This is a genomic window from Rickettsia lanei (assembly GCF_056242675.1).
The window spans coordinates 891,748-918,618 of the sequence record NZ_CP172233.1 but is presented as its reverse complement, the minus strand read 5'-3'; the positions used below and the strand labels follow the sequence as shown (position 1 = coordinate 918,618).

Sequence of the window (26,871 nt, the reverse complement as noted above, 5' to 3'; positions counted from 1 at the left end):
CATAGTTTTTATTATAGTCTAGGGTGCAAAAATAATATATCCGGACAGTTTCTAAAAAGCGTTTGAGGCCATTCCCGCATATGCGGGAATGGCCTCTAAAGCTCTAAGCCTTGCAAAAACATAACATTTTTAAAAACTATCCGGTACTAAAAAAATAAGCTCATAGTAAATCAATGGATAGCGTGGATTCTAATTGCACAATTTGGAATAAAGCCAGAAACAGTAAATTTAGGCATATAGTATGGCCGATTAGATCGTATGAATTAACCAAGTTCATCCCGATGGCTTTACTAATGTTTTTTATTCTACTTAATCAAAACTTAGTTCGTAGTATTAAAGATAGTTTTGTTGTTACCTTAATTAGCTCGGAAGTATTGAGTTTTATCAAACTTTGGGGCGAAATGCCGATGGGAATTTTATTTGTTATTTTTTATTCTAAACTCTGTAATATTATGACAACAGAGCAAGTTTTTAGGATAATTACCGGTACTTTTTTATTTTTCTTCACAATTTTTGGTTTTATTTTATTTCCGTACAGAGACTTTTTTCATCCCGATCCCGAATTAATTAAGCACTATATCACTGTTCTTCCTCACTTAAAATGGTTTTTAATCATTTGGGGACAGTGGAGTTTAGTATTATTTTACATTATGGGAGAGTTATGGCCGGTTATAGTCTTTACGCTTTTATATTGGCAGCTTGCAAATAAAATTACCAAAGTTGAAGAAGCACCAAGATTTTACTCATTTTTTACTTTATTCGGACAAACTAATTTACTCATCTCAGGAACCGTAATTATTTATTTTGCTAAGAGTGAGCATTTCTTATTACCTTTATTTTCTCATCTAAACGATACAAATGAAATTCTTTTAAAATCATTTATTACGGTTATTTTAATATCCGGATTAATTTGTTTAGCTCTTCATAAACTTATTGATAAATCAGTCGTAGAAGCTGACAAAAATATTAAATTTAAAAACCAAAGAACGGATATATTAAAATTAAGCTTGGTCGACAGTGCAAAAGTAATATTAACTTCTAGATATCTCGGTTTTATTTGTCTTCTTGTAATGTCTTATTCTATGAGTATTAGCCTAATAGAAGGATTATGGATGTCCAAAGTAAAGCAACTCTATCCCGCTACAAAGGATTTTATAGCCTATCACGGTAAAGTGTTTTTTTGGACGGGAATACTCACGTTAGTTAGTGCGTTTTTAGGCAGTAGTTTAATTAGAATATGCGGCTGGTTTTGGGGAGCTATTATAACACCGATTATGATGTTTGGAGCAGGTGTTATGTTCTTTTCATTCACGGTTTTTGAAAATCACCTAGGACATATCGTAAATACTCTCGGCTATAGTGCACCGCTTGTCGTTATAGTTTTTATCGGCGGACTTTGGCATGTACTGTCTAAATCCGTAAAATATTCACTTTTTGATGCTACCAAAGAAATGGTATATATTCCGCTCGATAGTGAAATGAAGACCAAAGGTAAAGCTGCAGTTGATGTTATGGGTGCTAAAATCGGTAAATCAATAGGGGCTATTATTCAATTCATATCCTTTAGTATTTTCCCGAACGCCATACATAACGACATAGCCGGTTTATTGATGTTTAGTTTTATTATCGTATGTCTATTATGGCTATATGGCGTGAAAGTTTTATCAAAATATTATAATAAGATGATACAACGTTGATAAGGATATCCATTCCTGCAAAGGCTTGCTTGCGTTGATACCTATAATCTTCATGAGCTACGTAGGCGTTGTTGTATAACTCAGGAAAGGCGTACGATGTCATTCGTAGCTCAATATTGTTGCGTAGACCAGTAAAATCCCCTGTGTCATCCCGTGGCTTAACCACGGGATCCATAAAAACAATAAAAAATACTAATAATTCTAGTATTTTTCACTGGATCCCGCGATCAAGTCGCGGGATTGACATCGGAAACATTGATCCACGCAACAAGGCCTGAAAGCGGGGATCTAGCACAATAACTTCAAATATCGATATAGAAGTTATTTATTAAAAAAATAAACCTAAAAAAACAAATTTTTTATAGGTTTTACTAGCTTTCCGCCTACGCGGGAATGATATAAAACGATCCATGTATACAATGCTGAACAGAAATGACCAGTGCTGTTCAAAAATTGCTTGATACTATGAATCAAACTACTGTATTTTGAACACCCTCTCCTATTAATCCTTGATCAAGCAAATCAAAAGCCTCATCCCAGCACTTATATACTGCATTTTCTTGAGCTACTTCCGAATAATTTTCGATTAACCCTAGATTTTGACAATAATAACAAGTTGAGCTTTTAAACCATCACTCTATTGATTTTTAATATAATCTAATATTATTTTTAAAACAGCTTGGCTACTATCCTTTGCTTTTTCATATTTATTTTTTAAGCTCTATAATCTGTCAACATATATTCTTAACGTCTCTACTTCTGTACTTTGATATATTAAGCTCTCTATTTTTTCAATTTGTTTTATTAACCGCTCTGCCTCTTCATACGGTTCTTTACATTGTCTTACTAAATTTGCTTTTGTAAAATTAGTATTAGCATTGTTATGCATTAATAGTGAAAGAATAATTTTGTTTTCTACTAAGTTACGACATATTCAAGTAACATTTTGGCTTTTTTAAAATTACCTGTAACCTCTAAAGCAGTATCACCATTCTCATATTGTATATTAAGATCAATACCTTTTTGCAGTAACTCTTTAAGGTCTGCTAAGTCAGTTACATAATGTAGGGTACTTTTGTTTTCTGGGCTATCTACCGTATCAAAACTAACATCTTTACTGTTTTTACTATAAGACTATTGTTAATACTAATGCGTAAATCATGAAACATGTCTGGAGCGGTTTTACATGCTTTTGCATTACTCCCCTTTCCTATACAAGATTAAAAATATTTATTAACTTAGAAATTTTAGGCATAATTATTTTTTTTAGTTATTTTATTAAAATTCCATGTTTCATGGTATTTTTGACTCGACATTATATTAATATATTTTAATAAAGTCAATGTGAATGGTTAATTTTTATGAATTAACCAATTAACAATATAATTTAAAAATTCTTTTTTCTTGAGTCTATTTGTAATATAGTTAATAGACATATTTAATATTTGTAGAGGGAGTAATGAAACAAAATCCAAAAATCTCATTAATAGGTAGCGGTAACATAGGTGGTACACTGGCTCACTTAATTAGCCTTAGAGCACTCGGCAATATCGTATTATTTGATGTGACTGAAGGAGTACCGCAAGGAAAAGCATTGGATCTCATGCAAGCCGGTACAATAGCCGGGTCTGATATCAAAATAAAAGGCACAAACGACTATAAAGATATTAAAGGATCTGATGCCATAATTATTACTGCCGGTTTACCAAGAAAACCAGGGATGAGTAGAGACGATTTAATTAGCATTAACACCGGTATTATGAAAACGGTTGCAGCAAATGTTAAAAAATACGCTCCTGATGCCTTTGTAATAGTAATTACCAATCCACTTGATGTTATGGTATATGTCATGCTTAAAGAAAGCGGATTGCCTCACAATAAAGTAATCGGTATGGCAGGAGTACTTGACTCATCAAGATTTAATCTTTTTCTTGCTGAAGAGTTTAAAGTATCGGTTAGCAATGTTAATAGCATGGTTCTCGGCGGTCACGGCGATGCTATGGTACCTCTTGCAAGATATTCTACAATATCAGGCGTGCCGATACCTGACTTGATAAAAATGGGCTTATCAAGTAATGAAAATATTGAAAAAATAATCGATCGTACTAGAAACGGCGGCGGTGAGATTGTTGCATTACTTAAAACAGGTTCTGCTTATTATGCTCCTGCAGCCTCAGCAATAGAAATGCTTGAGTCATATTTAAAAGATAAACGTCAGATTCTAACTTGTGCCGCTCATTTACAAGGTGAGTACGGCGTACATGATTTATATGTCGGAGTGCCTATTATGATCGGTAAAGAAGGTGTTCTAAAAGTAATAGAACTGCAGTTAACCGCAGAGGAAAAAGCACTATTTGATAAATCAGTCGAGGGAATTAAAAAACTCATTGAGACGATAAAATAAATGATAAAATTATATTATTGAAGCACAAATGCAACAAGATTTAAAATATTGAATTAATACTAATTATTAGTATTGTTAATTGAACATACATGGTATTACATTTTGTTTATTTTTATTAATAGAGGGAAATTATGAAACATAAGAATGAATTAGACCGGCTAATAAGAAATCTTTATTTAATAAAAAATACTAATTTAAATAATATTTTAGAAACAGATAAACTAGCTATAACACGTACAACTAATTTTATAGAAGCTCTAATAAACAAAATAGACCCTAGAACGCCGGGACCGTATGTTTCTCAACCACAAGCTAACTTCAAAGTAACAAATGATAAAAATATACAGGGTGCTAGTAAAGAAATTTATTTAAAAAATCTACCTATTAGTATTGGTAAGGTTGAAGGCTTTAAGGAAGACAGAAAAGGTAGAAAAACAAAGGCTCAACTTGATGTCCTAATATCCCCTTCAGATTTTTCAGCATGATTAAGACTAAGTAATTCATTACCAATCACTAATGAGCAAGAACTAGAAATAAAGGGCAATATTAATCTATTGCAATTGATGGAAGAAGTTGTTCAGAAAGTAGGGGAAAAGAGCTTAAATATAAAGCAAGATAAAAAAGTACTTACCTCACAAAAAACGAACAAGCTATAACACACGGTCAACAAAAAGTAGAACTTAGCCTTAAAGAAGAAATAATCAAGTTAAGGGAAGCATTTCAAGAAACAATCAAAAATCCAACTAATAATGAAGCATTTAATAAGACATCAAAAGAAATTTTAGGTTTGATTAATAATATCAATGCTCATCAACCATTTAGATTACAGGCAGCTAGAAATAAAATCCTAAGTAGCAGAGAAAGCCCTAATACTAAAAATATAAAAATAGAGGGATTTTTTCTTGAACAACATGCATTGGATAAATTTCAAGCATTACAGAGAGAGATTACAAAAAATAAAAGAGCCTAGAGAAAAATTATATGAAATGAAAAATTTTTATGATGTGATTAATTCATTAGATAAAAATATCATTCTAGGAGTAATGCAAGAGAAACAAAAAGTGCAAGAGATTATAAGAAGTAAATTTTTATACCTTGATAATGCCTGGGATTTTTCAGATGGTTTACAAAATTTATTTGAGAAGTTAAAAAATAAAGAAGCGACAGGGGAAAAAGAACTTATAGAAGCTTCTAAAAATATACTCAGCAAAAGTATATCAGTAAATAAAAATTACTTCCGTAATACTAATAATTCAAGCGCATTAGATTTACAATATAAGATGTTGTTAAGATAATATCTCGCAAAATATAAAGGAGGCTCTAATCTTATATGCCAGAAGTAATAACAAGATTGATATATTATCTGAAGAATTAGCAAATAAATTTATATCAAATTTAATCAAGCAAAATGAATCGTTACTACAAAAAGAAACAGGTAAATATTCTCCTTCTTTAGAAACTATACCTGAAGATTCTATACCTCAGTTATCACCGGCAATAGTACATTCCTCAACAGAACTTTTTGCAAAACTAGAAAATTCATTCAATGAACTAGCACAATTCACTGATAAAATATTAATAGATACCGGCAAATCTTATGTACAACAGGCAAATATTAATCCTCAATCTAATACCGTTTCTAGATCTTCTTCTATTGATTCAGGAATAGCCTCAAGTCAAGAAGAATTATCTACCACATTTGGAAAAAGCAGCGCTACTAATTTAATTGACGCGCTTGATTTAGTACAAGCGAAAATTTTATCAAATTCAAATATAGCAAAAGATAAGTTAACTGTAACAAAAGAACTACAAAAATCTATCCAACAAAAAGAAGTAAGCAATGAAAGACTTACTCAAGAAGAAATAGATAATATTTATAAGACACTAGGTATATTTGAAGAAATTAAGGAATATGAAAAGAGCGACAATTCACGTGTTCCTCGTTTACTAAATAAAAATTACTATAAGCTAACTGATCCTCGTGAGGAGCGTAGAAGCGATAATATCGCTTTAGAGCAGGATGATATTGGAATGCTAACTACTGATACTGATTTAGAGTGGGATGACACCGGAATACTGCCTCCTGCCCAAAATAGTGCCCTTTCAGATAAATTAAAAGAAGCAGTAGATGATTATATATCTGAGCTACAAAATGAAAAGCTATCTAAAGATACATCCCCGAAACAAGTTGAGGCAATAACTCATCCAATGCAGGAAGCAAGACCGACTCCTCCTGCTCTTTCCTGGAATACTCATCCTATATTCGATGATACAATAAAGTTCTTAAAGAGGTTTAAAGAAGAGATCGATAAATTTCCACAAGATTATACTAAAGTCTCTACCATACCTCTATATTGAAATAATGTTAATAGAAATTTAGGAAGAAGTGAATTTTTAGCAAGTATGGTATCGACTTCTCAACAAGATGAGAGCATTAATGATATAGTAGATAAACTTCAAAAAATTTCTACTAATTGTAGTAAGATAAGTAATAATGATGATAAATTTAATAAAGAGATTAAAGCATCTTTTGTAGAAATTAATACCACATTAAAAAATATAATGGAATATAAAGGACCCGAAATAGAATATTTAAATTCCAATATAGAAAAAGTTTAAAAGAATTTATCTAATTTAGAATCTTTGACTTATGAATTATCTAAAAATACATCTCCGAAACATATTAAGCAATCAACCCAAAACCAACCTAAAATATCTACAGGAGCAGTTACCGGTATAAAAGATAGAATAGCAAAATTTGAAGCAGACTCTGACAGCAACATCAAAAAATACTGGACAGAAGAAAAGAAACAGACTGTAGAAAAACAACATGAAAATACTCAATCTGACTATATAAATCCTCAGAAAAATTTTGAGTTTGAAAAGCGAGGTAAAGAAATTAAAGAGAATAGTACCAAAAATTTAATAAACAAATTTGAAAAAGGCTTTGATAGTAAAACAACAAGATACTGGACATCACCGGCGGGATAGGATAAATGGGAGGAAGAAAAACAGAAAGGTATAGGAAAAGAGAATAAACTAATAAGACCTCGTACAAAATTTGCAATAGAACATTCTAAACATACTCAATCTAAAGAGCCTATATATCATCCAACTCCTGAAAAATTGAATATTCACGAAATAACTCACGATTTAAAGCTAAAAGGCAATACAAAAAACTTAAAAGACAAATTTGAAAACTTAGCAAAAGCAGCGAAGCAAATTGGGACACAAGCACAGCAAAGCGCCAAATCTTCACGTAGTCCTAGCATAAAACCTACAGGTTGCAGTAAAGACGGAAGAAATATATAAGGCAATTGATGTTATTCTTGTTTTTGGGTCTTGTTGCATGGCTCGTTTATGTCATTTCCGCGGAGGCGGGACTCCAGTAAAACACATAAAACAACAAGTTTTTTATGTGTTTATTTTGTCAAATATATCAATATTGAAGTTATTTTGCTAGATCCCCGCTTTCGCAGGGATGACATTGAGTAGGTTTTTCAAGCCATGCAACAAGACTTTACTGTTGTGAGGATGACATCCTACGTAAAACCAACACTGTACTCATTAATATTATAAGCAAAAATATGAAAAAGCTTAAAGTGAGAGATAGTGACTTAAAATTTTGCCATAACAACATACTAAAGAAAGGAGTAGTTGAGGATAGAATAATACCTCCAAAAGAATGTGATAGACTATAAAGCCTCATTTTAACATTAGTCTTAAATAAGGATTGAACAATAATTTGTAGCGGTACTGCATAAAATGCTGCAAGTCCTATTAATATAACGGGACAGAGAATATTAAATATTTGTTTGTATAACATTATTTGCATTCCTAAAGCAACAATAATGCTGACAAATAAAGCCCATGTAATCTGTCTTAAAGGGTTTATTTTATCGGCAAACAGCCCTGCAAAAACAGCTGATATTCCATAGGTAGTAGTAAGAGCTATATTCATAAATCTTATTTCAGGATGATTTATAAGAGCTATTTTTGTTAACAAAACTCCTAAGAAAATTACTAAAAAGTGATACACTCCTCCAATAGCACCGTTTATTAGTAATGCTATTATAACGGATAGTTTATTATTCCATATAATTTGCCGCAAGGTACTTTTTGATGACGTTCTTAAAAACTCGCTACTTTCTTTAAAAAAATTTCTCATCAAAATAGCAAATAAACCAAATATTGCACCAATAAAGAAAGTAAAACGCCATAAATATTGGATATCGGAATTACTAGCGTAATAATAAGCTATAGCCGCAAGTAATGCACCTATTTGGCTACAGCATGAAACTATTCCTATATTTAAATTTTTCTGATTATCGCCTGTTTTTTCAGCTACATAAACCTTTATTCCGTCAACTTCTCCGGCAAGGCTTGCTAAAAAAACCATTCGACATAATGTTAGTATGACCGTAGCAAAAATACCTATTATCTCAAAGGAAGGAGTAATAGCAATTAATCCAGTAGCAATGCTACTCATACACATTGATATCTTGATAGATTTAGTACGCCCGTATTTATCTCCGATAAATCCAAACATTAAGGACCCTAAAGGTCGTACTATAACGGCTGCACTAAGAATAGCAAAAAAAACAAGTAGTTGTTTATCCTGCTCTATATTAGGTAAGAAATTTTGTGCAAGAATACTAGCCGATAAACCGAATAGAGCATAATCATAATAACGGATAATCGTTGTAAAAAATGCAACTAAAAAAGCTGAATTAGACATATAATATTTTCTTTTTGTGGCAACAGCTATGATACCAACTATTTAGGCTGTGTGAAAGAAAATTAATTTAATCTATTTTTACTCTTTGTGTCTACAAATTATAAGATTTTTTTGAAATAGGCACAACTACAGCATAATTTCAATATAGAAATCTTTTATATTTATTTTACTATTGTAGTTTTAATTATAATATTTTATATTTGGTATATATTCAATTTTTAACCGTTTTAAAAATATGCACTTAGAATATAAAGTTACTATATCTGAAAATGGCAGAATAAATATTCCTGCAAAAATTCGTGATCAATTACATCTTGCTTCAGGAGATCAGTTAATGCTAATACTTGATAAAGAATTAACATTGATTCCTCTAAAAAATAAAATTAAAGAATTTCAAGCATTAGTAAAATCTAGAAATAAAGATAACATATCATTAGTTGACTCTTTAATTGAATCAAGAAGAAAGGAATTTAATAATGAATAAATATATTTTAGATTCATCTGCTTTACTTGCATTATTTAACTTAGAAACTGGTAGTGACAAGGTCGAAGAATTATTACCGTTATCTATTATGTCTACAGTAAATATAGCAGAAGTAGTAGCTGAACTAGATAAAAAATTGAACATATCTTTTATTCAAAGTAAAGAAATGATCTCAGCTTCCATAAATAAAATTGTAGCCTTAGATCTTGATCAAGCTATAGAAATTGGACGCTTAAAGAAAGAAACAGAACAATTTGGCTTATCTCTTGGTGACAGAGCGTGCATTAGCCTAGGATTAATTACAGGCTATCCTATATATACTGCAGATAAAATTTGGGCTAAACTGCAATTAAATTGTAAAATCGTTCTAATTCGCTAGGCTCTACGAAGATTTCTAATTGATTTGCTATTTTGAGGTATTTTTTAGCGAAAATTAATAAGATTTTTGAAAGAATAGCTACTCCTATTTCAAAGAAACCTTATAATTTGCAGCAAAAAATAATCAAAATTAAATCTTCTTAGAGACTAACAGCTCATTTTATGATAAAATTTGAACAAAGAGCCATTATGATACTATAATAATTACCTTCCTCTTCCTGAGTTTTGCTTTTCTATTTTTGCTCTTCGTGCTTTCATAGCCTTTGCTAGTGCTTCTTTATGCTGATCTCCTCCTTGAGGCATTTGTTTACCAGCATCCTTTGCCTCGTTTTTTATAGTTTTTGGAATTGATATAGGTGGTGGCGGAAGCGATGGGGGAATATGAATACCGCTTCCAGGCATTAGAGGCGGCACCGGTATAGTACCGCTAGGCATAGTTGGAGTATTTTTTGAAGATTGATTAACAGCTTCTGCTTGCTGCTGCTTTATCTTCTCTTCTTTCATACGTTTTATAGCTGCTAATACTCCTTGTTGCTATAAACCTGCAGCTATCGGCTCTCTTTTTGTAGCAGTTAAGTGTTTATTTTTATTATCAAACTTTTGTTCTCTATCGGAAGCACTATTAATAGTATTATGTTCTTTTTCTATAGCCTTAAATTGATTATTAATAGCTTCTAATTCTGCAGCGATTTTCCATCTTTCTTCTCTAGTAATATTAGAATTAGCTTTTTTTTCTTCCAGCCCCTTTTGCCTCTCTTCTAGTTCTTTCTGTTTTTGCTTTAATGCTGCTATACGTTGTGCATGATTATCTATTTTTTCTTCTGTACTCTTTGTTTGCGGCTCGAAAAAATCCTGTACTTGTCTGCTTTGAACTTTTGTCTTTAACTCTTCATCAAAGGAAAGCGGTTTATTTCGTACAGGCTATCCTAAATCAGAATGTATGAGATCGTCAAAATTTTCTCTAGAAGCTAACGGTTTTTTACTGGTATCAGGTATTTGAGGATCATGTTTTCGTAAATCTTTTGTAATTTCTTGTATATTTTTATGAAGTTCTGTAATCAACGCCACTTTACCTCTCACAAGTTAATTGATTTTAAAGATATAAGTAATTAAACCTCGTTTATAGCTTCAACGCAAGCAAAAGTTGCTATTTTTAGTATTTCATTAGCTGTTGCTGCAGCTTGAAGTATTTGAACGGGTTTTTCAAAACCGTTTGTTATAGGACCTATAAAGCTGTTTGACGAAAATTCTTGTAACAACTCAGTAGAAATAGCAGCTGAATTTAAACCAGGCATAATTAATACATTTGCAGATCCTGATAATCTACAAAATTTATATAATTTACGTAAATCACCATCTAAAGCCACTTGAACTGACATCTCTCCGTCATATTCAAAATCTACCTTCATGCCGCTCAGCTCTTCTTTGTCCTTGCTAAAATTATCTAGTATATTTACTGCTTCACGAATACGAGCTGTTTTTGCCTTAGAAGAATTACCGAATGTTGAAAAAGAAAGAAGTGCAACACGAGGCGTGATTCCCATATTTTTAGCAATTTCTGCAGTTTGGGTTGCTATTTGTGCAAGTTCCCAACTGTTTGGATATTCTGTAATACAATTATCGGCAATAATAATATTATTATCTTTAGCAATCATAATTGAATAGCCAAGGATTCTACGATTAGTTTTTGGTGAAATGACTTTCATGATATCTTCTAAACTATCGATATAACTTTGCGTAACACCGGTTAGAAGAGCATCACCGTCACCGCATGCTAACATACAAGCAGCGAAAATATTCTTATCAGTTTTAACAAGCTTTGCACAATCACGGTATAAATAACCTTTTCTCTGAAGTTTTTTATATAAATAACTAGTATATTTCTCTAAACTATCGCTTAAGGCCGCATTCATTATTTGAATTCCGTCTAAGCTAATATCTTGACCTATCTTTTTTAACATAGCCTCAATTCGTTCAACACGACCAATTATAATCGGATGACCGTATTTCTTGTCTCGCATCATAAGAGCGGCAGAAATTACTTCTTCTTCTTCACCTTCAGCAAAAACAATCCGTTTAAGCGGTGCATTATGAATTTTTTCAGCTAAGAAATTCATATAGTTAGCAGTAGGATTTAATCTGCTACCTAATTCTTTCTTATATTTACCTATACTAAAATCTTTAACCCTAGCAACGCCGCTTTCTATTGCAGCAACGGCAACCGCCGCTGCTACGGTAATTAAACGAGGATCAAACGGTACAGGAATGATATATTCCTTACCAAAAACCATCTTACGCCCTGAATAAGCTTTATACACCTCTTCCGGTACAGGTCTACGGGCTAAATCTGCAATGGCTTTTGCTGCAGCTATTTTCATTGCCGTATTAATAGTCTTAGCTCTTATATCTAATGCTCCTCTAAAAATATAAGGAAATCCCATAACATTATTAATCTGATTATTATAATCAGATCGCCCTGTTGCTATAATCGCATCATCGCGTACAAGTTTTATATCTTCCGGAGTAATTTCCGGATCAGGGTTAGCCATAGCAAAAATAATCGGATTATTTGCCATTCTACTCACCATATCTTTAGTTACTGCCCCTTTTACCGATAACCCTATAAATACATCAGCGTTATTTAAGCTTTCCGCTAAAGTTCTAAACTTGGTATCACTTGCATATAGCTCTTTCCATTTATTCATACCTTCTAGGCGTCCTTTGTAAACAACGCCTTTAGTATCACATACAATAATCTTTGATTTATCAGCTCCAAGAGCAATTAATAAATCAATACAAGCAATAGCTGCTGCACCTGCTCCGTTAACTACGATTTTTAAATCTTCAAGCTTGCGATTAGTAAGATACGCAGCATTTATTAGCCCTGCGGCGGTAATAATCGCTGTTCCATGCTGATCGTCATGAAAGACCGGTATATCCATTAAAGATTTTAATTTTTCTTCTATAATAAAACATTCCGGAGCTTTAATATCTTCAAGATTAATACCCCCAAAACTATAACTGAGATACTTCACGGCATTAATAAATTCTTCAGGGTCTTCCGTATTCACTTCCAAGTCAATTGCATCAATATCAGCAAATTTTTTGAATAGTACCGCTTTACCTTCCATCACCGGTTTTGAAGCGGCAGCTCCTAAATTACCAAGCCCAAGTACGGCAGTACCGTTAGAGATTACGGCAACTAAATTACCGCGAGCAGTATATTTATATACATCCTCTAAATTTTTAGCAATTTCAAGGCAAGGAGCCGCAACCCCTGGGGAATAAGCAAGTGATAAATCTTGCTGAGTAACTAAAGACTTTGTTGCAGAAATAGCGATCTTACCAGGCTTATCTTTTGCATGATATTCAAGGGCCTCAGCATAATTTATTTTATTCATTGCATCCATTTTAGAAATTCCTGTTTTATTTGTTTGTTTTAGTTTTGCGTCATTGCGAGCAAACGCAATAGGCATCGACGAAGCAATCTCAGGCAACATTCCTGAGATTGCCACGCTCCTTTCAGTCGCTTGCAATGACGTGGTAAATTCACCCCATTATATACATAATAATTGATATAGTAACTACCGAGAAAAAAGTAGTAAATGTTATAATCAACGCCATAGAATCAGGATCACCGTCAAGTTGACGAGATAAAACATAAGCCGTACTTGCACATGGAAGGCAGCTATATAATATTCCTACCGATCTATTTAATCCGTCAATAGACATTAACCATAGTACTACTACACTAACTAGAGGAAATGCAACTAATTTAACAAAGCTTGTAAACATTACATTATGTAAAAGCTCTTGTCTAATAGTAAAATTAAGCCCTGCCCCAACATTTAGCATACCGATAGCTAAAGCGGCATTAGAAAGGCTATCTAACGTTTGCTTAAGCCCTAAATGTAATTCAAGATTTGAGTAATTAAAAACGAATCCTACTAAACTGGCGATAATTAACGGATTACGCACAATTAATTTCATCATTAAAACAAAACTAGTGCTAATAGTATTAGTCACGGATTTATTAGGGACATAATAAGCGAAAATCATTACCGATAAAATATTGGTAAAAATAATCATATAAGAAGAAATAATGGCAACGATTGAAAGTCCGCTAGAACCAAGCAAGGGGCTACTTACCCCAAAAAAAATGTAGCTATTATAACGAATCGATCCTTGAAAAATGGAAGTAAATTGGACTTTATCTATGTTGTATTTTTTTTGGTAAATTATAAGACCGATTGATACAAGAATAGTGGATATAATAAGAGCCACTACTAATTTAATTATGAGTGCAATACTTAAATCGGCAGTAGATACGTAACTAAACAACATGGCAGGAAATAGTACAAAATACGATAATTTCTCAATACCACGCCAAAATTCTTCTGAAGTTAACCATTTATTTTTGATAATACTACCAAGCAGCATAATTAAAAAAATAGGTAACGTACTACAAAAAATTTCATTCATTTGTTAATAGTTTTTATTTTAACGTCATTGCGAGGAGCGAAGCGACGTGGCAATCTCTTCCAACTTCCTGAGATTGCCACACTCACTTCGTTCGCAATGACGCTTAGATACCCATGCGGGAATGATATATAGGCTACAACTGCCCTTCAACAAGCTTTTTCATTTCCTGCACCCCGTAAAGCTTTATAAAAGTCCCAAGTCTGGGACCTTCATTCTGTCCAAGCAATATTTGATATAAATCTTTGAAGTAATCACGCAGATTTTCATATCCTGCTTTCATTCCTATATCATATATTGCTTTCTGAATTGCTTCAGCTTCGGTTTGATCAGCTATATCAGATAACATATCTAATATATCCTGCAAAATAACCTTATGCTTTTCAGAAGGAGATAAATATGATTTATGTGCTTTAATAAAGTCATTATAATATCTTATAGCAAATTCTGCTAAATGGTCAAGATAAGGGTTAGTATTTGGAGTTGCTTGTGGCTCATATTTGCTAATAAATCCCCAAAGCACCGATTTATCCGAAGGATTACACACAGAAGTAAGATTTAAAAGCAACGAATAGGTAATTCCAAAAGTCTCAATTTTCGGTACATTTCCGTGATGGATGTGATAAACGGGATTTGCAAAACGCTTTGCCCTGTCCTCTTCTAAATGATATTTCTGGTTAAAAGTAATATATTCATCAACATTTTTAGGAATTACATCAAAAAACAAACGCTTAGCTCTAGTCGGATTTTGATACATAAATAATGCCATACTTTCAACAGGAGCATATTTAAGCCAATCATCAATGCTAATACTATTACCTTTTGATTTTGATATTTTCTCACCGTTTGCATCTAAGAATAACTCATAACATAACTGCACCGGCGGCTTTCCTCCTAGGATTCGGCAAATTTCTGAATAAAGACGAGCATTTGCCAAATGGTCTTTGCCGTACATCTCATAATCGACTTTAAGCGCAGCCCAACGCATACCAAAATCCGGCTTCCACTGTAATTTGCAATGCCCTCCCGTTACCGGTACTTCTATATAATTACCGGCTTTGTCTTTATACGTTACAGTGCCTGCTTTAGCATCCCATTTCTCTATAGGTACTTGCAGTACCTTACCTGTTTTCGGACATATAGGCATGAAAGGTGAATAGGTAGCCTTGCGCTCTTCTCTAAAAGTCGGTAGCATTAGCTCCATTATCTCGTCATATTTCTCAAGCACCATTATCAGCATCTCATCAAACATACCAGCTTTATAACAGTTAGTACTGCTATAAAATTCATACTCAAAGCCGAATTTATCAAGGAATGAGCGAAGCTTTGCATTCATATAATGCCCATAACTTTCACATTCACCGAATGTATCAGGGATAGAAGTAAGCGGCATATCCATATACTGTGCCACTATTTCAGGATTTGGGATATTGCTAGGTACTTTACGAAGCCCGTCCATATCATCGGAAAAGCAAATTAGTTTAGTCGGAATATCGGATAATTGCTCAAATGCTTTCTGTACCATCACCATACGAGCATTTTCACCAAAAGTACCGATATGAGGTAAACCTGAAGGACCGTAACCCGTTTCAAATAATACATACCCCTTCTCAGGAATTTGACCGTTTAAGCTATCTAATATCTTCTTAGCCTCAACAAAAGGCCACGCGTTTGACTTAATAGCATCTTCCCAAATGTCTGACATTGATTTTTCTTGCGCTTTAATTAATAATCAGTGACAATATACTAAATTTATTTATTTGTAAAATATCAAATTAAACGCTGTCATTGCGAGGAGCGAAGCGACGTGGCAATCTCATCAAACTTCCCGAGATTGCCACGCTCCTGGCAGTCGCTCGCAATGACATTAAGAACAAAAAAACATGCCATTTAATACTATTATAAATTACATCAGAAAAGATAGATATAAAGTTCTACATTTAGGACTGATCGCAATTTCTATAATAGCACTTTCTACCGCTTATATTGCTGAATATATATTCCATTATACACCCTGTCCTTTATGCGTTTACGAACGATTTCCCTATTTAACCCTAATCAAAATTTGCTTAACTGCTTTAATCATCCGACAGTTAAGTAAGTATACTTTAATATTCATTCTCCTAACTATCCTTAGCTCTTGTATATTATCAACCTATCATAGCTTCGTAGAAAGAGGCATAGTACAACCAAGTGCTCTTTGTTCATCAATGCTTCATATCCCGAAAGGCTTGTCTATACAACACATCAAACAAATGTTCTACTCGCAGCCAATCACGTCCTGCATGAAACCCGCCATCAAAATCTTTGGTATTTCTATGACAGAGTATAATCTACTCTTAAATATCGGTCTTCTAATCTGTGTACTCCTCGTTTGGTTTTATCCAAAATCTAATAAATAGTTAAAATTAACTATTGGATTGCAGCAATTCAAAATATTATGTATAATGCTCACACGACAAAATAATATTTAAACATAAAGGAATATTTATATGATGAATCAACCAACAAATAATGCTAATTACAGACTTCCAGACGGTAGTACGGTTTTACATAATGCAGCAACGTATAGGGAATGTAAATAATGTTAGACTTTTACTTTCACAAGGTACCGATATTAATGCTTTAGATGCTAAAGGAAACAAACTATAGATTATGCATCTAAACCAGAAATTAAAGAAATACTAACTGATGCTAATGTACGCTCAGCACTACCTGAATTCAAAGCAGAACAAAAGCTTGCTGAGATGAAGAAAAATATTCAAAATGAGGATGATAAAAATAACATTATCAACGGATTAATTATGAATCCTGAATTTTATTCTGATATAGATGATGTTACAAGAGAGAAATTAATAGAAAAACTTTTTAATTATAATTTCACGATAATAATCCAGTAATAGCTCAGGTAGCAGCACCGGCACCAGTAACAACCACTACTTCTACAGAAATAGCAGCAGAGGATAATGTACGTGCACCAAACCCTGAAATATATGACACCTTAATTGAAGCTGAAGACAACCGTACACCGTTTAGTATAGCAGCCTCAACTGGAAATGCAAATATTGTTCAAAAATTAATTGAGCAAGGTCATAATGTCAATGCTAAGGATGAACAAGGAAATACGGCATTATTTTATGCAAGCACTAAAGAAATAGCTAAAATTTTATTAGACAAAGGGACAAGTTTTGAAGTTGAGCATAAATATCTATACTCACCTATACATTATGCGGCAACAATAGGAAATAAGCAGCTTTTTACTTAAAAAAATGTGGATGTTAATACTAAAGATGGAAAGGGACGTATACCTATAAATTATGCAACTTATTCTAAACAGCACGAAATAACTCAAATTTTATTACAACCCGGCAGTGAAATTGATACAGTAGACAATTATGGCGGCACACCTTTGTGCTATTTGCTACTAAAGCATGAATCAGTTCAAAATAAAACGTTACTGGACTTCTTTTTAAATAATAACGTTAATCTTAAGATTAATGCGTGTGGTGAGTCAATTTTTAATCACGCACTAACATCAAGAGATAAATGGTTACTTGAGAAGTTAATATCTAAAGGTGCTGATATAGGACGACAAGGCGTTCTATTGCATAATCCATTCGATCACAGTATAGCAGAACTTGTAAAGATAGGTGTTGATAAAGAAAAGATAATTCTCATATTAATGAGCAATTAAAAATTACATACAAAAATACTTGGGTGCAAAATCAGCTAACAATTATAAAGACATGGATGTTAATGGTTATAATTATGATTTACCGGATGAAGAAGGGTTTGCAAAAAATACACACGAAAAATTATTAAAAGATGTTATGCAACGTATTAAAAACGGTGAAGATAAAGATGGCATTATTAATACATTAATTGAGATTAGTATTAATGAAGATACAAGAACAGAGTTAATAGAAAAAGTTTTAAATTATAATGTTAATGATAATAATCCTGTAGCAGCTCCAGCATTAGTTACTCCTGTAGCAACCCCTATAGTAGTACTGACTCCATCAACTACAACAGAAGAAAAGTTATCGGCTGAAGTGAAGACACGCCTTACAATAGGGAAAATAAGGATGATATTATTAATTTCGTGCTTCTTTATCAGACTACTAACGAGAATGTAAAAAGTGAGTTAATAGATTATATCTGTGAATATTCTTTCGATACTGAATTAGCCAGACAGATAGGTGCAGATATGCAATTCTAATTTAAAATCTCTTTAAGTGCTTGTAAAGAAAAACCCGGTGGTTTTAGGTAGTCTAGTACTACCTTACCACTATCTAAGACTATAAGCCTTTTGCCGTAATTTACGGCATCTTCTAAATTATGCGTGATCATAACGGAAGTGATCTTATGTTTCTCTATAATCTCTGCTGTTTTTTTCATCACTTCCAAAGAAGCTTTCGGATCTAAATTTGCCGTATGTTCGTCTAGAAATAATATTTTAGGTGGATGAGCTATGATAAGTGCCAGCAGTATCATCTGCTTTTCTCCACCGGAAAATTTACCTAATGGCTGTGAAAGTAAAGGCACAAAGCGTTTAGGCGCACCTGTAAGCTCTAACAACTCGCTACTTGCTAACCGTTCATTACTAGAGAATCTACTTTCCCACAAAATGATATTTTCTTCAAGGGTTAGCTCGGTAAATAGCCTCTCTTCAGCTTTTTGTGTTAATGTAACTAATGTAGAAGCTTTTTGTCCTTTAGGTATTTTATCGATTCTGACTTGATCTAGCAACACTTTCCCGCTAGTAGGTTTTAAATAGCCGGCAAGTATTTTAGCTAAAGTAGACTTACCGCTACCGTTATGACCCAATATGACAACAAACTCTTCTTTAGCAATATTTAAAGTAGTTTCAGCAATTATAGGTTCGGTTCTTTCTTTAACTTTGAACTGTATATTTTCTGCATATAAATAAGGTTTCATAAAGCCTCTCTTTTTACAGAACTCAACGAAATAAACAATACTATACCTAAAATAAGCTTAAGATTTATGGGATCGATTCCAATTCGGAGTAAAAAGCCCAGAGCAATAAAGTAAAATAATATACCTATCAAACAAGACAATATCTCTTTAAACGCATTAAAATTATTAGCATGGATTAAAATATGACGCCCTATAACAATTGCACCAATACCGACTAGTGCAACCCCGAAACCCATATTAATATCGGCAAAACCATTTACTTGTGCAGATAAAGTACCGGTTAAAGCAGCCAAACAATTACTTATGCTAAAACCGATAGTACGGTAAAGCTCAGCAGGTTTTCCTAAATTAATCAATAAATCTTTATTAAAACCAAAAGCACGAAGAAATAAACCGAACTTACCTTTTAATAAAATTATAACTGAACATATAATAAGACAATTGATTATTACTAAAGGTATTAACCAATTTTCGAGATCTAATATAGATAATAGAGTCGGCATACCAAGAACTGATATATTAGGACGCTGCATAATTTGTAAGTTAACCGAATAAAGCATAAAACTTGCAAGTATTCCGGCTATAAGCCCGTTAATGCGGTTATTCTTCTGCATAACACTAACTATACTGCCTATAATTCCGCCTGCTATTACGGCAAATATTAATGCAGGCAATAACCCAAATGAAAGGCTGCGGGCAAACACTGCCGCACCAAGTACATAAGTACCGTCTACGGTAAGATCGGTAATTTTGAGAATCTGATAACTTATATACATCCCTAAAATAAGCGGCAGCATTATTAAGGATTGCTCAAGAGCAGTAACTAAAATGTTCATGTTACTACTCTTCAAGTTCTTTACGCGCGAAAGGAAGTACGGATAAATTTTCTTTAGTAAGAATATCTTGTTTAACAAATGATTTAAGGTTAATAAATAAAGTTAAGTCTTTCATATCCCCAAATGGAATATCTTTCGGTGCTATTCCTTGTAAGATTTTTTTTGCCATTAAACCTGCTTCTACGCCTATTTGCTTCTCTTGTACTCCTACCGCAATAGTTGCCCCGCTAATTACCGAACCTTCATCGGAAGCAATGATCGGAATACGGCGTTTAAATGCTTCTTGCTTTAAAATATTAATCCCACTGACTATTAAATGATCTTTCAAAATTATAAAACTCTGCGTATTTTCAGGAGCATTTTTTACAGCCACAGGCATATCATTGAAATTTTGTATCATTACCGTGTGCAGCGAAATATTGTTTTTGCCAGCATATAATTTTAACATTTCTACTTCAGGTATAACTTTCTCGCTACTGCTATAAATTAAAGTGATATTCTGTAAAACAGGTAATTGACTAATGGTGTCAGTGATTTTTATCTCATCGTTAACACCAGTAACTAAAGGTAGGTTTTTACTATTAATCATAGCAGCAGCACAAACAATCGGTTTATTTGTTATATGAGAAATAACAGTTTGGCTGGCTGTCGTGCCTATTGGAATTATTACATCAATATCCTGATCTGTTATTTGCTTTATAATGGCAAGTAAAATATTAGAATCAGCATGAGCATTTTTAACTATAATTTCTGCATCTATATCTTTTAGCGACTCTTTAATTCCTGATATAATCTCAGTCATTGCGGCATGTTCAAGTGGAACAATGACTGCTACTTTTTTTTGATCCGCATACACTGCAGCTGTGATGAATAAAACAAAAAGACAAGAAAAAAATTTTTGCAAAATATTAGAGATAAACATTTTAATATCCTGTTATAAGTTATAATTTAATAATCAAAATTTAAATTTGCATATAGCAAACACATAAACGCACAAAATTATCTACGCCAACGCCAATTTTGTATTAAACTATTAACCTTTAAAGATATCATAAATATTTTTAACTGTAGAAATATAAAGTAAAGATAAAAAACTTAGCTTTCTGTGACTAGAAGCTAAATAGTCAAGAAAGCTCTACCTTAGAGGCTATCTGTAAATAAGTTTTAATTGGTAATTAAAGAGCTTTTTTAGTAAAAATTGATAAGATTTTTGAAAGAATATTACTTTATATTTCAAAAAAGTCTTACAATTTGCAGTAAAAAAGCTCTTTAATTACCAATTAAAACTTATTTACAGATAGCCTCTTAATTTTTAATGTTTAGCACTATTTTTAGATTATGTCAATAACCAATAAATACTACTAAAAGAATTACTTGAGATAGCCTATACTCGATGTCATGACCGCTTTTACGAAACGTTATCATTGCATAAAGTTGTTGCACGGCTACAAACAACCTACTCGATGTCATACCGTAGCTTGACCACGGCATCCATAAAAGTCACTTTAAAATACTAAATTTTTAGTATTTTAAATTGGATCCCGTGATCAAGTCGCAGGATGACAGGGGTGGAATCGATCCACGCAGAAATGACCTAAACAAGCCATTAATCCTCTTAATGACGATTCAGTACCCATGCAGCAGCAAGGCTTGCAAAATGAAAAAGGAACTCATTTCTTAAACTATGCATTTTCTGTTTGTTCTAATACCATTTGCCCTAGTAATTGCGATAGAACATCTTGACCTGCTTCAGTCCAACTTACAGGTGGCTCTTCGTTTGGTAAACCTGTACCATAACGATCATTAAATACTCTCACTGCTTGCTGAGTAAATTGATCAAATATACTTGTGGATTCTACTCCATAGCCATATTCTTTTAAATTTTCCTGTAAAGTATTAACTTTTTCTCCAGTACTATCAAGACTTAATAATAATTTACTCTTTTGCTCTTGCGTAGTCTCAAAATATCTACCAAAACCAGCTTCAGCTAATTCTTTCCAAGGAAATTTTGATCCAGGAGCTATATGAGCATTGCCTTCTCGGTTTACAGTTACTTCACCAAGACCGACTAAATCATGTTTTAAATCTAAATTTGGATATCTTTCTGTTACATCCTTAAGAAATTCTTTTAATTGCCCTATTTGCTCTTCAGGAAAATCACTTTTTGCATCATTAATAAGCATGACTCCAATACCAAACTTATTAACACCTACTTCTCCTTTCCAACTACTCTTGCCTGCATAAAAAGCTTGATCTGTTAAATCATTATGATATTCTTTTTGAGTCCCATCCTTATCAATTATGTAATGAACACTTGCACCTCGCTCATCCAATACTTCACGAACAGTCTTAATATCCTTACTTACAGAATAAGTAATTACTACACAGGTAGGTTTTACTCCTTCCGGTCTTGGGGCCATATATTTACAATTTGGACTATTGGTATTACTAATACCGTTATTTTCAATAGCCTTACTTTTACTCATAACTTTCCTCCAATATATTTAATAATTGTTGACGGTTCAGAATGTACTAAACCTTAATAAAAATTAATACTTTGGTAATGCTAAGTCAATGAAAATTTAAATATTATTCACAAGGTATCGATACTGATCTGACACGTTCAATGATTATTTTTCTAATATTTGTAGTAAATGCTCTAGTTAACGATAAAAGTGCTCTTTCCATAGTCCTTGATAATTCTTTATAATCAAAAGAGACGTCATGTTCATATTGCCCTTCTGCTTAAGCAATATTATTTAAGAAATCACTTTCTATTTCTTTGAATAGATATTCAATTTTATTATTAGGAGTATTTTCATTGTCAGCTTTTAACTTTTCTTCTTCAGAACTATTAAAGAAATATTTTAAAGGCATATTGAAAACTTTTGCAAAAACATATAACCTACTTATAGGTATATTACTTAAACCTTCTTCATATTTTTTAACTTGGAGAGCACTAATATCGAAAAAGCTTGCCCTAATTCTTTTTGGATAATACCTACAGCAAGACGTCGTTCTTTTAAACGTTCACTTGCGAATTTGTCTGGATGTTTTATTGAATCATTCATTTTAACAATAAGCTTTAATTAAAAATTAATTATTGATAAAGGCTATTCAACTTTAATGCAGTATATATTACTTTATATTTAATCAAGCAACTTTATTAAACATTTAATATAATAATACTAAAACCCTTTGTTATCAAGAATCAAGGCTAATAAATAATTAATTAAAAGTATAAAAACGATGAGTAATACAATAGTAAAATTACCGAATTGCGAGAATATAGTGGGAGAGATTAGTTTTTTAGGAATTAAACCTTGAGTATCATTTATTTCATTTAGATTTAGTTTTTTTATTGTTCTGCCAAAAGGATCTACTATAGCTGAAATACCGTTATTCGCTACTCTAATCATAGGTAAACCGTTCTCTACGGCTCTACTTCTACTAATATGAAAATGCTGATATGGACCGCTGGATTTACCATACCATGCATCATTTGTAATATTAATTATTACATCGGCTATTTCATTATTCGTCCGTACAAAATCAGGAAAAATAGATTCATAACAAATTAAAGGTTTAATTTTAAGATTATATTTTTCAAGATACACAAGCCCTCCGTTTCCTTCTTTATAATCAATTAAACCATGAGTTAATTTTTTAAACGGTAGTATCTTTTTAAGGGGCATATACTCACCGAAAGGTACTAAATGTGATTTATGGTATTCAAATAATTTATGATTATTTTTATCAAGAGCATACATAGCTGAGTAAAGTTCAAACTCATCACCTTGTTTTTTATTATCCGAAATTCCTCCTGTTATCAAAATAGCATTTGTAGAATTTAGCATTTTTAATAATTTTGATTTAACTTGCGGTATATCATCAGGTACTACTAATGCTGCCTCAGACCAAATAATTAAATCGGTAGGTTCCAAATTTTCGGATAAATTAATATGTAGCATTAAATTATGCCAAAATTCTTCTTCATTCCATTTTTCGGTTTGAGGTATTGAAGGTTGCACTAATCGTACTTTTATATCAGTGAAATTTGTATGGTTATTACTTAGCCTTACTGCTCCATAAATGACAATGATGGTTAATACTAGGACTGAACTAGCTAGTAATATTTTTAACTGAGTAAATTGCTTGCTAAATAAAGGATAAGCTGATGTAGAAATATATATAACTATAAAACTAAGCCCATATATCCCTATTATACTTAAAGGCTGTATTAAAATATCTGAAAACGAAAAAGCATAACCAATCAAATTCCAAGGAAGACCGGTAAAAAGCCATGAACGTACCCACTCAAATAATACCCAACATAAACAGAATATAAATTGGTAATATTTATTATTTTTAGCAAAAAAACTAAGCGTGCAGCTTGCCGATATAAAGCAAGCTAAAACTATAGGTAGTCCAAATAACGCAAAAGGAATTGCCCACCAAAAATCTGCAATATAAACGCTAACACCGATACTTATCCAATATATTCCACTTAAAAAATGCCCAAAACCAAATAAATAACCAAATTTTGTGGCTTCTTGCCAATTTGCAGATTTTTGCACTATATAACATAAGTAAGATAACGTTAATAATGCCGGTATAAAGAAAGTCGGAGCAAAAACTAAACCGCTTAATATCCCTAGCAGTAAACATATGATTTTAGGTTTATACATTTTTATCGATTATTTGTTTACAAAATAATACATCATGCTATCATTTCAGCAAGTTTTAATATAATGAGTAAATAAATGACTACAGGATTACTACAAGGAAAAAAAGGCTTAATTACAGGTATTGCAAATAATATGTCAATATCGTGGGCGATTGCACAGCTTGCTAAAAAACACGGAGCAGAGCTATGGTTTACTTATCAATCGGGAGTACTAGAAAAACGAGTTAAACCACTCGCTGAGGAAATAGGTTGTAATTTTGTTAGCGAACTTGATGTTACGAAGCCAAAATCAATTAGTAATTTATTTGATGATATACAAGAGAAATGGGGTAGCTTCGATTTCTTACTTCACGGTATGGCTTTTGCCGATAAAAATGAATTAAAAGGACGTTATGTTGATACTAGCTTAGAAAATTTTCATAATTCTTTACATATATCATGTTACTCTCTTTTAGAACTCTCAAGGTCCGCAGAAGCCTTAATGCATAACGGCGGAAGCATTGTGACATTAACTTACTACGGCGCTGAAAAAGTTATACCTAATTATAACGTTATGGGAGTAGCCAAAGCTGCACTTGAGGCTAGTATAAAATATTTAGCAAACGATATGGGAGAAAATAATATTAGGGTAAATGCTATTTCGGCAGGACCTATCAAAACTTTAGCATCTAGTGCAATAGGTGATTTTAGTACTATGCTTAAATCTCACGCTGCAACCGCACCGTTAAAACGTAATACTACCCAAAACGATGTAGGAGGAGCAGCAGTATATTTATTTAGTGAATTATCTAAAGGTGTTACCGGTGAAATCCATTATGTAGATTGCGGTTATAATATTATGGGAAGTAATAAATTATAAATTATTGTAGGGATTAATGTCATTCCCGCAAAAGGCTTGCTTGTGTAGACCAATAAAATCCACTGTATCATCCTGTAGCTTGACCACAGGGCCCATAAAAACAATAAAAATACTAATATTATTAGTATTTTAAGCTAGATCCCGTGAATAAATCACGGGATGACAACTGTATTTTTCAAGTCACACAACAAAATCATCATAATCCATGATTTCTTTTTTTGAGGTGTTCAGGTTTTGGAGGAACAGGCGGTTTTTTAGATTTTGCCTGAACCTTTTTAGCCTCTAACGGCAATGCCAGATTATTGAATCTATTTAACTCTTTTGAGATTTGTTTTAACTGTTCTTGTACTTCTATCTTTAAAGGAGTATAAGAATTTTTTATTTCACTATTTATTATTGTGCCTATTTTCTCAAGATTTTCTTTAGAAATAGAATATGATTTTATACCTATATAATTAACAATCTTTGACCACCAAGTTTGTCCTTGATCTAATCCTTGATATATTACATCTACTAAATCATTTTTTTTGAATGTTAATATATAATCAGAAGCTCCTTCTAAAGCTTTAGATAAATGCCTTTTTATTTCTCCTTGTCTCTTATCTTCAATATTTACTTTTTTGTCTTTCTTGAGTTTTGTTATTGCTTTTTCAATTATTGAAGATATCTTAGTTTCTTTTCCTTCATGTGCTTTATTTTCTAAATTTTCTTTGGTATTAAAATTTATATTAGTTCCTATTTTAGCATCTACTAATTGTTTAGCATACTTACCGTTAGGATCTTGTATTTCTCGCTCTATCTCAGCGGATTTTAAACCTAATTTTGTATATATATCTGATTCTCGGAAAAGTGGAGCATATAATAAAAAATTAATACTTTGAGCTATTCTACTATCTATCAAATCTTTAGAATCTCTTTTGGGATAAAATTTTTCTTGTAAAATATGATAGTGATCTAATATTTCCTGTGTTATATCTTTTACATCAAGAGATTGTAATTCTCCTTTATCATTAAATTTTGCTTTCATACCTGAGCGTTTGGCTTCCAATAATAATATTTCTTGAAAAACTTTATTATTAGGAGTACGACAAACGAAATTAGGATCGTTATCCGGCATTAATTCATTTGCATTTTCCATTATTGCTTGATTGAGTTTATGTAATTGCTCTTTATTAAGTTTTTTATCTAACAAACTTATAAAAGCTTCTCTTTGTTTTTGCTTACTTGCAGTACTAAAAGCCTGCTGCATCTTTTGCAAAACAACAAAATCAAAATTTTTGTTACCTATTTCTTGGATCACTAAATTTGCTAAATTTTTTGTTTCAGTATTCACTGTTTCTTTTTTATTTTTTGCAGCCATATTTAGTATTA

31 protein-coding genes are annotated in these 26,871 nt (G+C 32.3%); 16 read left to right on the top strand and 15 right to left on the bottom strand.

The window, feature by feature from the left end:
* Positions 1-173 precede the first annotated feature (173 nt).
* Positions 174-1,697, top strand: a complete 1,524-nt coding sequence (gene tlc2 / locus ACHBLB_RS05245) for a nucleotide exchange transporter Tlc2 (RefSeq protein WP_475841111.1) — start codon at positions 174-176, stop codon at positions 1,695-1,697.
* 721 nt (positions 1,698-2,418) lie between these two features.
* Here the strand turns inward: tlc2 and ACHBLB_RS05240 are convergent.
* The gene (locus ACHBLB_RS05240; RefSeq protein WP_475841109.1) at positions 2,419-2,586 is read right to left on the bottom strand and encodes a hypothetical protein; all 168 of its coding nucleotides are present in this window, start codon (positions 2,584-2,586) and stop codon (positions 2,419-2,421) included.
* A gap of 570 nt (positions 2,587-3,156) precedes the next feature.
* Here ACHBLB_RS05240 and mdh point away from each other — a divergent pair.
* The 7 genes from mdh (at position 3,157) to ACHBLB_RS05205 (ending at position 7,413) form a co-directional block, all read left to right on the top strand.
* Positions 3,157-4,101, top strand: a complete 945-nt coding sequence (mdh, locus tag ACHBLB_RS05235) for a malate dehydrogenase (RefSeq protein ID WP_475841106.1) — start codon at positions 3,157-3,159, stop codon at positions 4,099-4,101.
* 131 nt (positions 4,102-4,232) lie between these two features.
* The gene (locus tag ACHBLB_RS05230) at positions 4,233-4,586 is read left to right on the top strand and encodes a hypothetical protein (protein WP_475841104.1); all 354 of its coding nucleotides are present in this window, start codon (positions 4,233-4,235) and stop codon (positions 4,584-4,586) included.
* Between the two features lie 417 nt (positions 4,587-5,003).
* Entirely contained in the window at positions 5,004-5,396 is a 393-nt protein-coding gene (locus ACHBLB_RS05225; RefSeq protein ID WP_475841101.1) for a hypothetical protein, read from the top strand.
* Between the two features lie 736 nt (positions 5,397-6,132).
* Positions 6,133-6,459, top strand: coding sequence for a hypothetical protein (locus ACHBLB_RS05220; protein ID WP_475841099.1), 327 nt, complete (start codon positions 6,133-6,135; stop codon positions 6,457-6,459).
* Between the two features lie 45 nt (positions 6,460-6,504).
* Complete coding sequence (locus ACHBLB_RS05215; RefSeq protein WP_475841097.1) at positions 6,505-6,720, top strand: hypothetical protein; 216 nt, start codon at positions 6,505-6,507, stop codon at positions 6,718-6,720.
* 24 nt (positions 6,721-6,744) lie between these two features.
* Positions 6,745-7,092, top strand: a complete 348-nt coding sequence (locus ACHBLB_RS05210; RefSeq protein WP_475841094.1) for a hypothetical protein — start codon at positions 6,745-6,747, stop codon at positions 7,090-7,092.
* A 135-nt stretch (positions 7,093-7,227) separates the two neighbouring features.
* Complete coding sequence (locus tag ACHBLB_RS05205) at positions 7,228-7,413, top strand: hypothetical protein (RefSeq protein WP_475841091.1); 186 nt, start codon at positions 7,228-7,230, stop codon at positions 7,411-7,413.
* Between the two features lie 208 nt (positions 7,414-7,621).
* On the opposite strand, the gene ACHBLB_RS05200 is transcribed toward ACHBLB_RS05205, so the two are convergent.
* A complete protein-coding gene (locus tag ACHBLB_RS05200) occupies positions 7,622-8,839 on the bottom strand; it encodes an MFS transporter (protein WP_475841088.1) in 1,218 nt (405 codons plus the stop codon).
* A 235-nt stretch (positions 8,840-9,074) separates the two neighbouring features.
* On the opposite strand from ACHBLB_RS05200, the gene ACHBLB_RS05195 reads away from it, so the two are divergent.
* Complete coding sequence (locus ACHBLB_RS05195; protein WP_010977150.1) at positions 9,075-9,323, top strand: AbrB/MazE/SpoVT family DNA-binding domain-containing protein; 249 nt, start codon at positions 9,075-9,077, stop codon at positions 9,321-9,323.
* Positions 9,316-9,702 carry a type II toxin-antitoxin system VapC family toxin gene (locus ACHBLB_RS05190; RefSeq protein WP_475841086.1) on the top strand — a complete coding sequence of 129 codons (387 nt, stop codon included), beginning with the start codon at positions 9,316-9,318 and terminating at the stop codon, positions 9,700-9,702. The genes ACHBLB_RS05195 and ACHBLB_RS05190 overlap by 8 nt, the downstream gene beginning before the upstream one ends.
* 203 nt (positions 9,703-9,905) lie before the next feature.
* Here the strand turns inward: ACHBLB_RS05190 and ACHBLB_RS05185 are convergent, their stop codons facing one another.
* The 5 genes from ACHBLB_RS05185 to ACHBLB_RS05165 form a co-directional block, all read right to left on the bottom strand.
* On the bottom strand, positions 9,906-10,205 hold the full coding sequence (locus ACHBLB_RS05185; protein WP_475841084.1) for a transporter: 300 nt from the start codon (positions 10,203-10,205) through the stop codon (positions 9,906-9,908).
* A 417-nt stretch (positions 10,206-10,622) separates the two neighbouring features.
* Positions 10,623-10,769 carry a hypothetical protein gene (locus ACHBLB_RS05180; RefSeq protein WP_475841082.1) on the bottom strand — a complete coding sequence of 49 codons (147 nt, stop codon included), beginning with the start codon at positions 10,767-10,769 and terminating at the stop codon, positions 10,623-10,625.
* A 41-nt stretch (positions 10,770-10,810) separates the two neighbouring features.
* The gene (locus ACHBLB_RS05175; protein WP_475842758.1) at positions 10,811-13,111 is read right to left on the bottom strand and encodes an NADP-dependent malic enzyme; all 2,301 of its coding nucleotides are present in this window, start codon (positions 13,109-13,111) and stop codon (positions 10,811-10,813) included.
* 139 nt (positions 13,112-13,250) lie between these two features.
* Complete coding sequence (locus ACHBLB_RS05170; protein WP_012150704.1) at positions 13,251-14,183, bottom strand: AEC family transporter; 933 nt, start codon at positions 14,181-14,183, stop codon at positions 13,251-13,253.
* 133 nt (positions 14,184-14,316) lie between these two features.
* A complete protein-coding gene (locus ACHBLB_RS05165) occupies positions 14,317-15,885 on the bottom strand; it encodes a lysine--tRNA ligase (protein WP_475841080.1) in 1,569 nt (522 codons plus the stop codon).
* Positions 15,886-16,063: 178 nt separating this feature from the next.
* Between ACHBLB_RS05165 and ACHBLB_RS05160 the strand changes: the two genes are divergently transcribed.
* From ACHBLB_RS05160 to ACHBLB_RS05140, 5 genes are all read left to right on the top strand, one after another.
* The gene (locus ACHBLB_RS05160; protein ID WP_475841077.1) at positions 16,064-16,582 is read left to right on the top strand and encodes a disulfide bond formation protein B; all 519 of its coding nucleotides are present in this window, start codon (positions 16,064-16,066) and stop codon (positions 16,580-16,582) included.
* Positions 16,583-16,927: 345 nt separating this feature from the next.
* On the top strand, positions 16,928-17,080 hold the full coding sequence (locus tag ACHBLB_RS05155) for a hypothetical protein (RefSeq protein WP_475841074.1): 153 nt from the start codon (positions 16,928-16,930) through the stop codon (positions 17,078-17,080).
* A gap of 89 nt (positions 17,081-17,169) precedes the next feature.
* On the top strand, positions 17,170-17,445 hold the full coding sequence (locus ACHBLB_RS05150; protein WP_475842756.1) for an ankyrin repeat domain-containing protein: 276 nt from the start codon (positions 17,170-17,172) through the stop codon (positions 17,443-17,445).
* 6 nt (positions 17,446-17,451) lie between these two features.
* A complete protein-coding gene (locus ACHBLB_RS05145; protein WP_475841072.1) occupies positions 17,452-17,874 on the top strand; it encodes an ankyrin repeat domain-containing protein in 423 nt (140 codons plus the stop codon).
* A 19-nt stretch (positions 17,875-17,893) separates the two neighbouring features.
* Positions 17,894-18,316: a hypothetical protein gene (locus ACHBLB_RS05140; RefSeq protein ID WP_475841070.1), complete on the top strand. Its 423-nt coding sequence runs from the start codon at positions 17,894-17,896 to the stop codon at positions 18,314-18,316.
* A 79-nt stretch (positions 18,317-18,395) separates the two neighbouring features.
* On the opposite strand, the gene ACHBLB_RS05135 is transcribed toward ACHBLB_RS05140, so the two are convergent.
* The 7 genes from ACHBLB_RS05135 to lnt all read right to left on the bottom strand — a co-directional run bounded on the left by ACHBLB_RS05135 (position 18,396) and on the right by lnt (position 24,642).
* Positions 18,396-19,118, bottom strand: a complete 723-nt coding sequence (locus tag ACHBLB_RS05135) for an ATP-binding cassette domain-containing protein (RefSeq protein WP_475841068.1) — start codon at positions 19,116-19,118, stop codon at positions 18,396-18,398.
* A complete protein-coding gene (locus tag ACHBLB_RS05130) occupies positions 19,115-19,954 on the bottom strand; it encodes an ABC transporter permease (RefSeq protein ID WP_475841066.1) in 840 nt (279 codons plus the stop codon). Before ACHBLB_RS05130 ends, ACHBLB_RS05135 begins: the two co-directional genes overlap by 4 nt.
* A gap of 4 nt (positions 19,955-19,958) precedes the next feature.
* Positions 19,959-20,876 carry an ABC transporter substrate binding protein gene (locus ACHBLB_RS05125; RefSeq protein WP_475841064.1) on the bottom strand — a complete coding sequence of 306 codons (918 nt, stop codon included), beginning with the start codon at positions 20,874-20,876 and terminating at the stop codon, positions 19,959-19,961.
* A gap of 760 nt (positions 20,877-21,636) precedes the next feature.
* Entirely contained in the window at positions 21,637-22,440 is an 804-nt protein-coding gene (locus ACHBLB_RS05120) for an N-acetylmuramoyl-L-alanine amidase (RefSeq protein ID WP_475841061.1), read from the bottom strand.
* 259 nt (positions 22,441-22,699) lie between these two features.
* Complete coding sequence (locus ACHBLB_RS05115) at positions 22,700-22,831, bottom strand: hypothetical protein (RefSeq protein WP_475841058.1); 132 nt, start codon at positions 22,829-22,831, stop codon at positions 22,700-22,702.
* Between the two features lie 47 nt (positions 22,832-22,878).
* Positions 22,879-23,025 (bottom strand): hypothetical protein, encoded by a 147-nt coding sequence (locus ACHBLB_RS05110; RefSeq protein WP_475841056.1) that lies wholly within the window; start codon positions 23,023-23,025, stop codon positions 22,879-22,881.
* A 117-nt stretch (positions 23,026-23,142) separates the two neighbouring features.
* The gene (gene lnt, locus ACHBLB_RS05105; protein ID WP_475841054.1) at positions 23,143-24,642 is read right to left on the bottom strand and encodes an apolipoprotein N-acyltransferase; all 1,500 of its coding nucleotides are present in this window, start codon (positions 24,640-24,642) and stop codon (positions 23,143-23,145) included.
* A gap of 75 nt (positions 24,643-24,717) precedes the next feature.
* Between lnt and fabI the strand changes: the two genes are divergently transcribed.
* Entirely contained in the window at positions 24,718-25,500 is a 783-nt protein-coding gene (fabI, locus tag ACHBLB_RS05100) for an enoyl-ACP reductase FabI (protein WP_475841051.1), read from the top strand.
* A 196-nt stretch (positions 25,501-25,696) separates the two neighbouring features.
* Here fabI and ACHBLB_RS05095 read toward each other — a convergent pair whose 3' ends face one another.
* Positions 25,697-26,860 (bottom strand): DUF5410 family protein, encoded by a 1,164-nt coding sequence (locus ACHBLB_RS05095; protein WP_475841049.1) that lies wholly within the window; start codon positions 26,858-26,860, stop codon positions 25,697-25,699.
* Positions 26,861-26,871 lie beyond the last annotated feature (11 nt).

Bases quoted from the DNA above. Each gene is read 5' to 3' on its own strand.
- tlc2 (WP_475841111.1), top strand. From the start codon at position 174: ATGGATAGCGTGGATTCTAATTGCACAATTTGGAATAAAGCCAGAAAC.
- ACHBLB_RS05240 (WP_475841109.1), bottom strand. From the start codon at position 2,586: ATGCATAACAATGCTAATACTAATTTTACAAAAGCAAATTTAGTAAGA.
- mdh (WP_475841106.1), top strand. From the start codon at position 3,157: ATGAAACAAAATCCAAAAATCTCATTAATAGGTAGCGGTAACATAGGT.
- ACHBLB_RS05230 (WP_475841104.1), top strand. From the start codon at position 4,233: ATGAAACATAAGAATGAATTAGACCGGCTAATAAGAAATCTTTATTTA.
- ACHBLB_RS05220 (WP_475841099.1), top strand. From the start codon at position 6,133: ATGCTAACTACTGATACTGATTTAGAGTGGGATGACACCGGAATACTG.
- ACHBLB_RS05215 (WP_475841097.1), top strand. From the start codon at position 6,505: ATGGTATCGACTTCTCAACAAGATGAGAGCATTAATGATATAGTAGAT.
- ACHBLB_RS05200 (WP_475841088.1), bottom strand. From the start codon at position 8,839: ATGTCTAATTCAGCTTTTTTAGTTGCATTTTTTACAACGATTATCCGT.
- ACHBLB_RS05195 (WP_010977150.1), top strand. From the start codon at position 9,075: ATGCACTTAGAATATAAAGTTACTATATCTGAAAATGGCAGAATAAAT.
- ACHBLB_RS05190 (WP_475841086.1), top strand. From the start codon at position 9,316: ATGAATAAATATATTTTAGATTCATCTGCTTTACTTGCATTATTTAAC.
- ACHBLB_RS05185 (WP_475841084.1), bottom strand. From the start codon at position 10,205: ATGAAAGAAGAGAAGATAAAGCAGCAGCAAGCAGAAGCTGTTAATCAA.
- ACHBLB_RS05175 (WP_475842758.1), bottom strand. From the start codon at position 13,111: ATGGATGCAATGAATAAAATAAATTATGCTGAGGCCCTTGAATATCAT.
- ACHBLB_RS05170 (WP_012150704.1), bottom strand. From the start codon at position 14,183: ATGAATGAAATTTTTTGTAGTACGTTACCTATTTTTTTAATTATGCTG.
- ACHBLB_RS05165 (WP_475841080.1), bottom strand. From the start codon at position 15,885: ATGTCAGACATTTGGGAAGATGCTATTAAGTCAAACGCGTGGCCTTTT.
- ACHBLB_RS05160 (WP_475841077.1), top strand. From the start codon at position 16,064: ATGCCATTTAATACTATTATAAATTACATCAGAAAAGATAGATATAAA.
- ACHBLB_RS05155 (WP_475841074.1), top strand. From the start codon at position 16,928: ATGAAGAAAAATATTCAAAATGAGGATGATAAAAATAACATTATCAAC.
- ACHBLB_RS05135 (WP_475841068.1), bottom strand. From the start codon at position 19,118: ATGAAACCTTATTTATATGCAGAAAATATACAGTTCAAAGTTAAAGAA.
- ACHBLB_RS05130 (WP_475841066.1), bottom strand. From the start codon at position 19,954: ATGAACATTTTAGTTACTGCTCTTGAGCAATCCTTAATAATGCTGCCG.
- ACHBLB_RS05125 (WP_475841064.1), bottom strand. From the start codon at position 20,876: ATGTTTATCTCTAATATTTTGCAAAAATTTTTTTCTTGTCTTTTTGTT.
- ACHBLB_RS05120 (WP_475841061.1), bottom strand. From the start codon at position 22,440: ATGAGTAAAAGTAAGGCTATTGAAAATAACGGTATTAGTAATACCAAT.
- ACHBLB_RS05115 (WP_475841058.1), bottom strand. From the start codon at position 22,831: ATGCCTTTAAAATATTTCTTTAATAGTTCTGAAGAAGAAAAGTTAAAA.
- ACHBLB_RS05110 (WP_475841056.1), bottom strand. From the start codon at position 23,025: ATGAATGATTCAATAAAACATCCAGACAAATTCGCAAGTGAACGTTTA.
- lnt (WP_475841054.1), bottom strand. From the start codon at position 24,642: ATGTATAAACCTAAAATCATATGTTTACTGCTAGGGATATTAAGCGGT.
- fabI (WP_475841051.1), top strand. From the start codon at position 24,718: ATGACTACAGGATTACTACAAGGAAAAAAAGGCTTAATTACAGGTATT.
- ACHBLB_RS05095 (WP_475841049.1), bottom strand. From the start codon at position 26,860: ATGGCTGCAAAAAATAAAAAAGAAACAGTGAATACTGAAACAAAAAAT.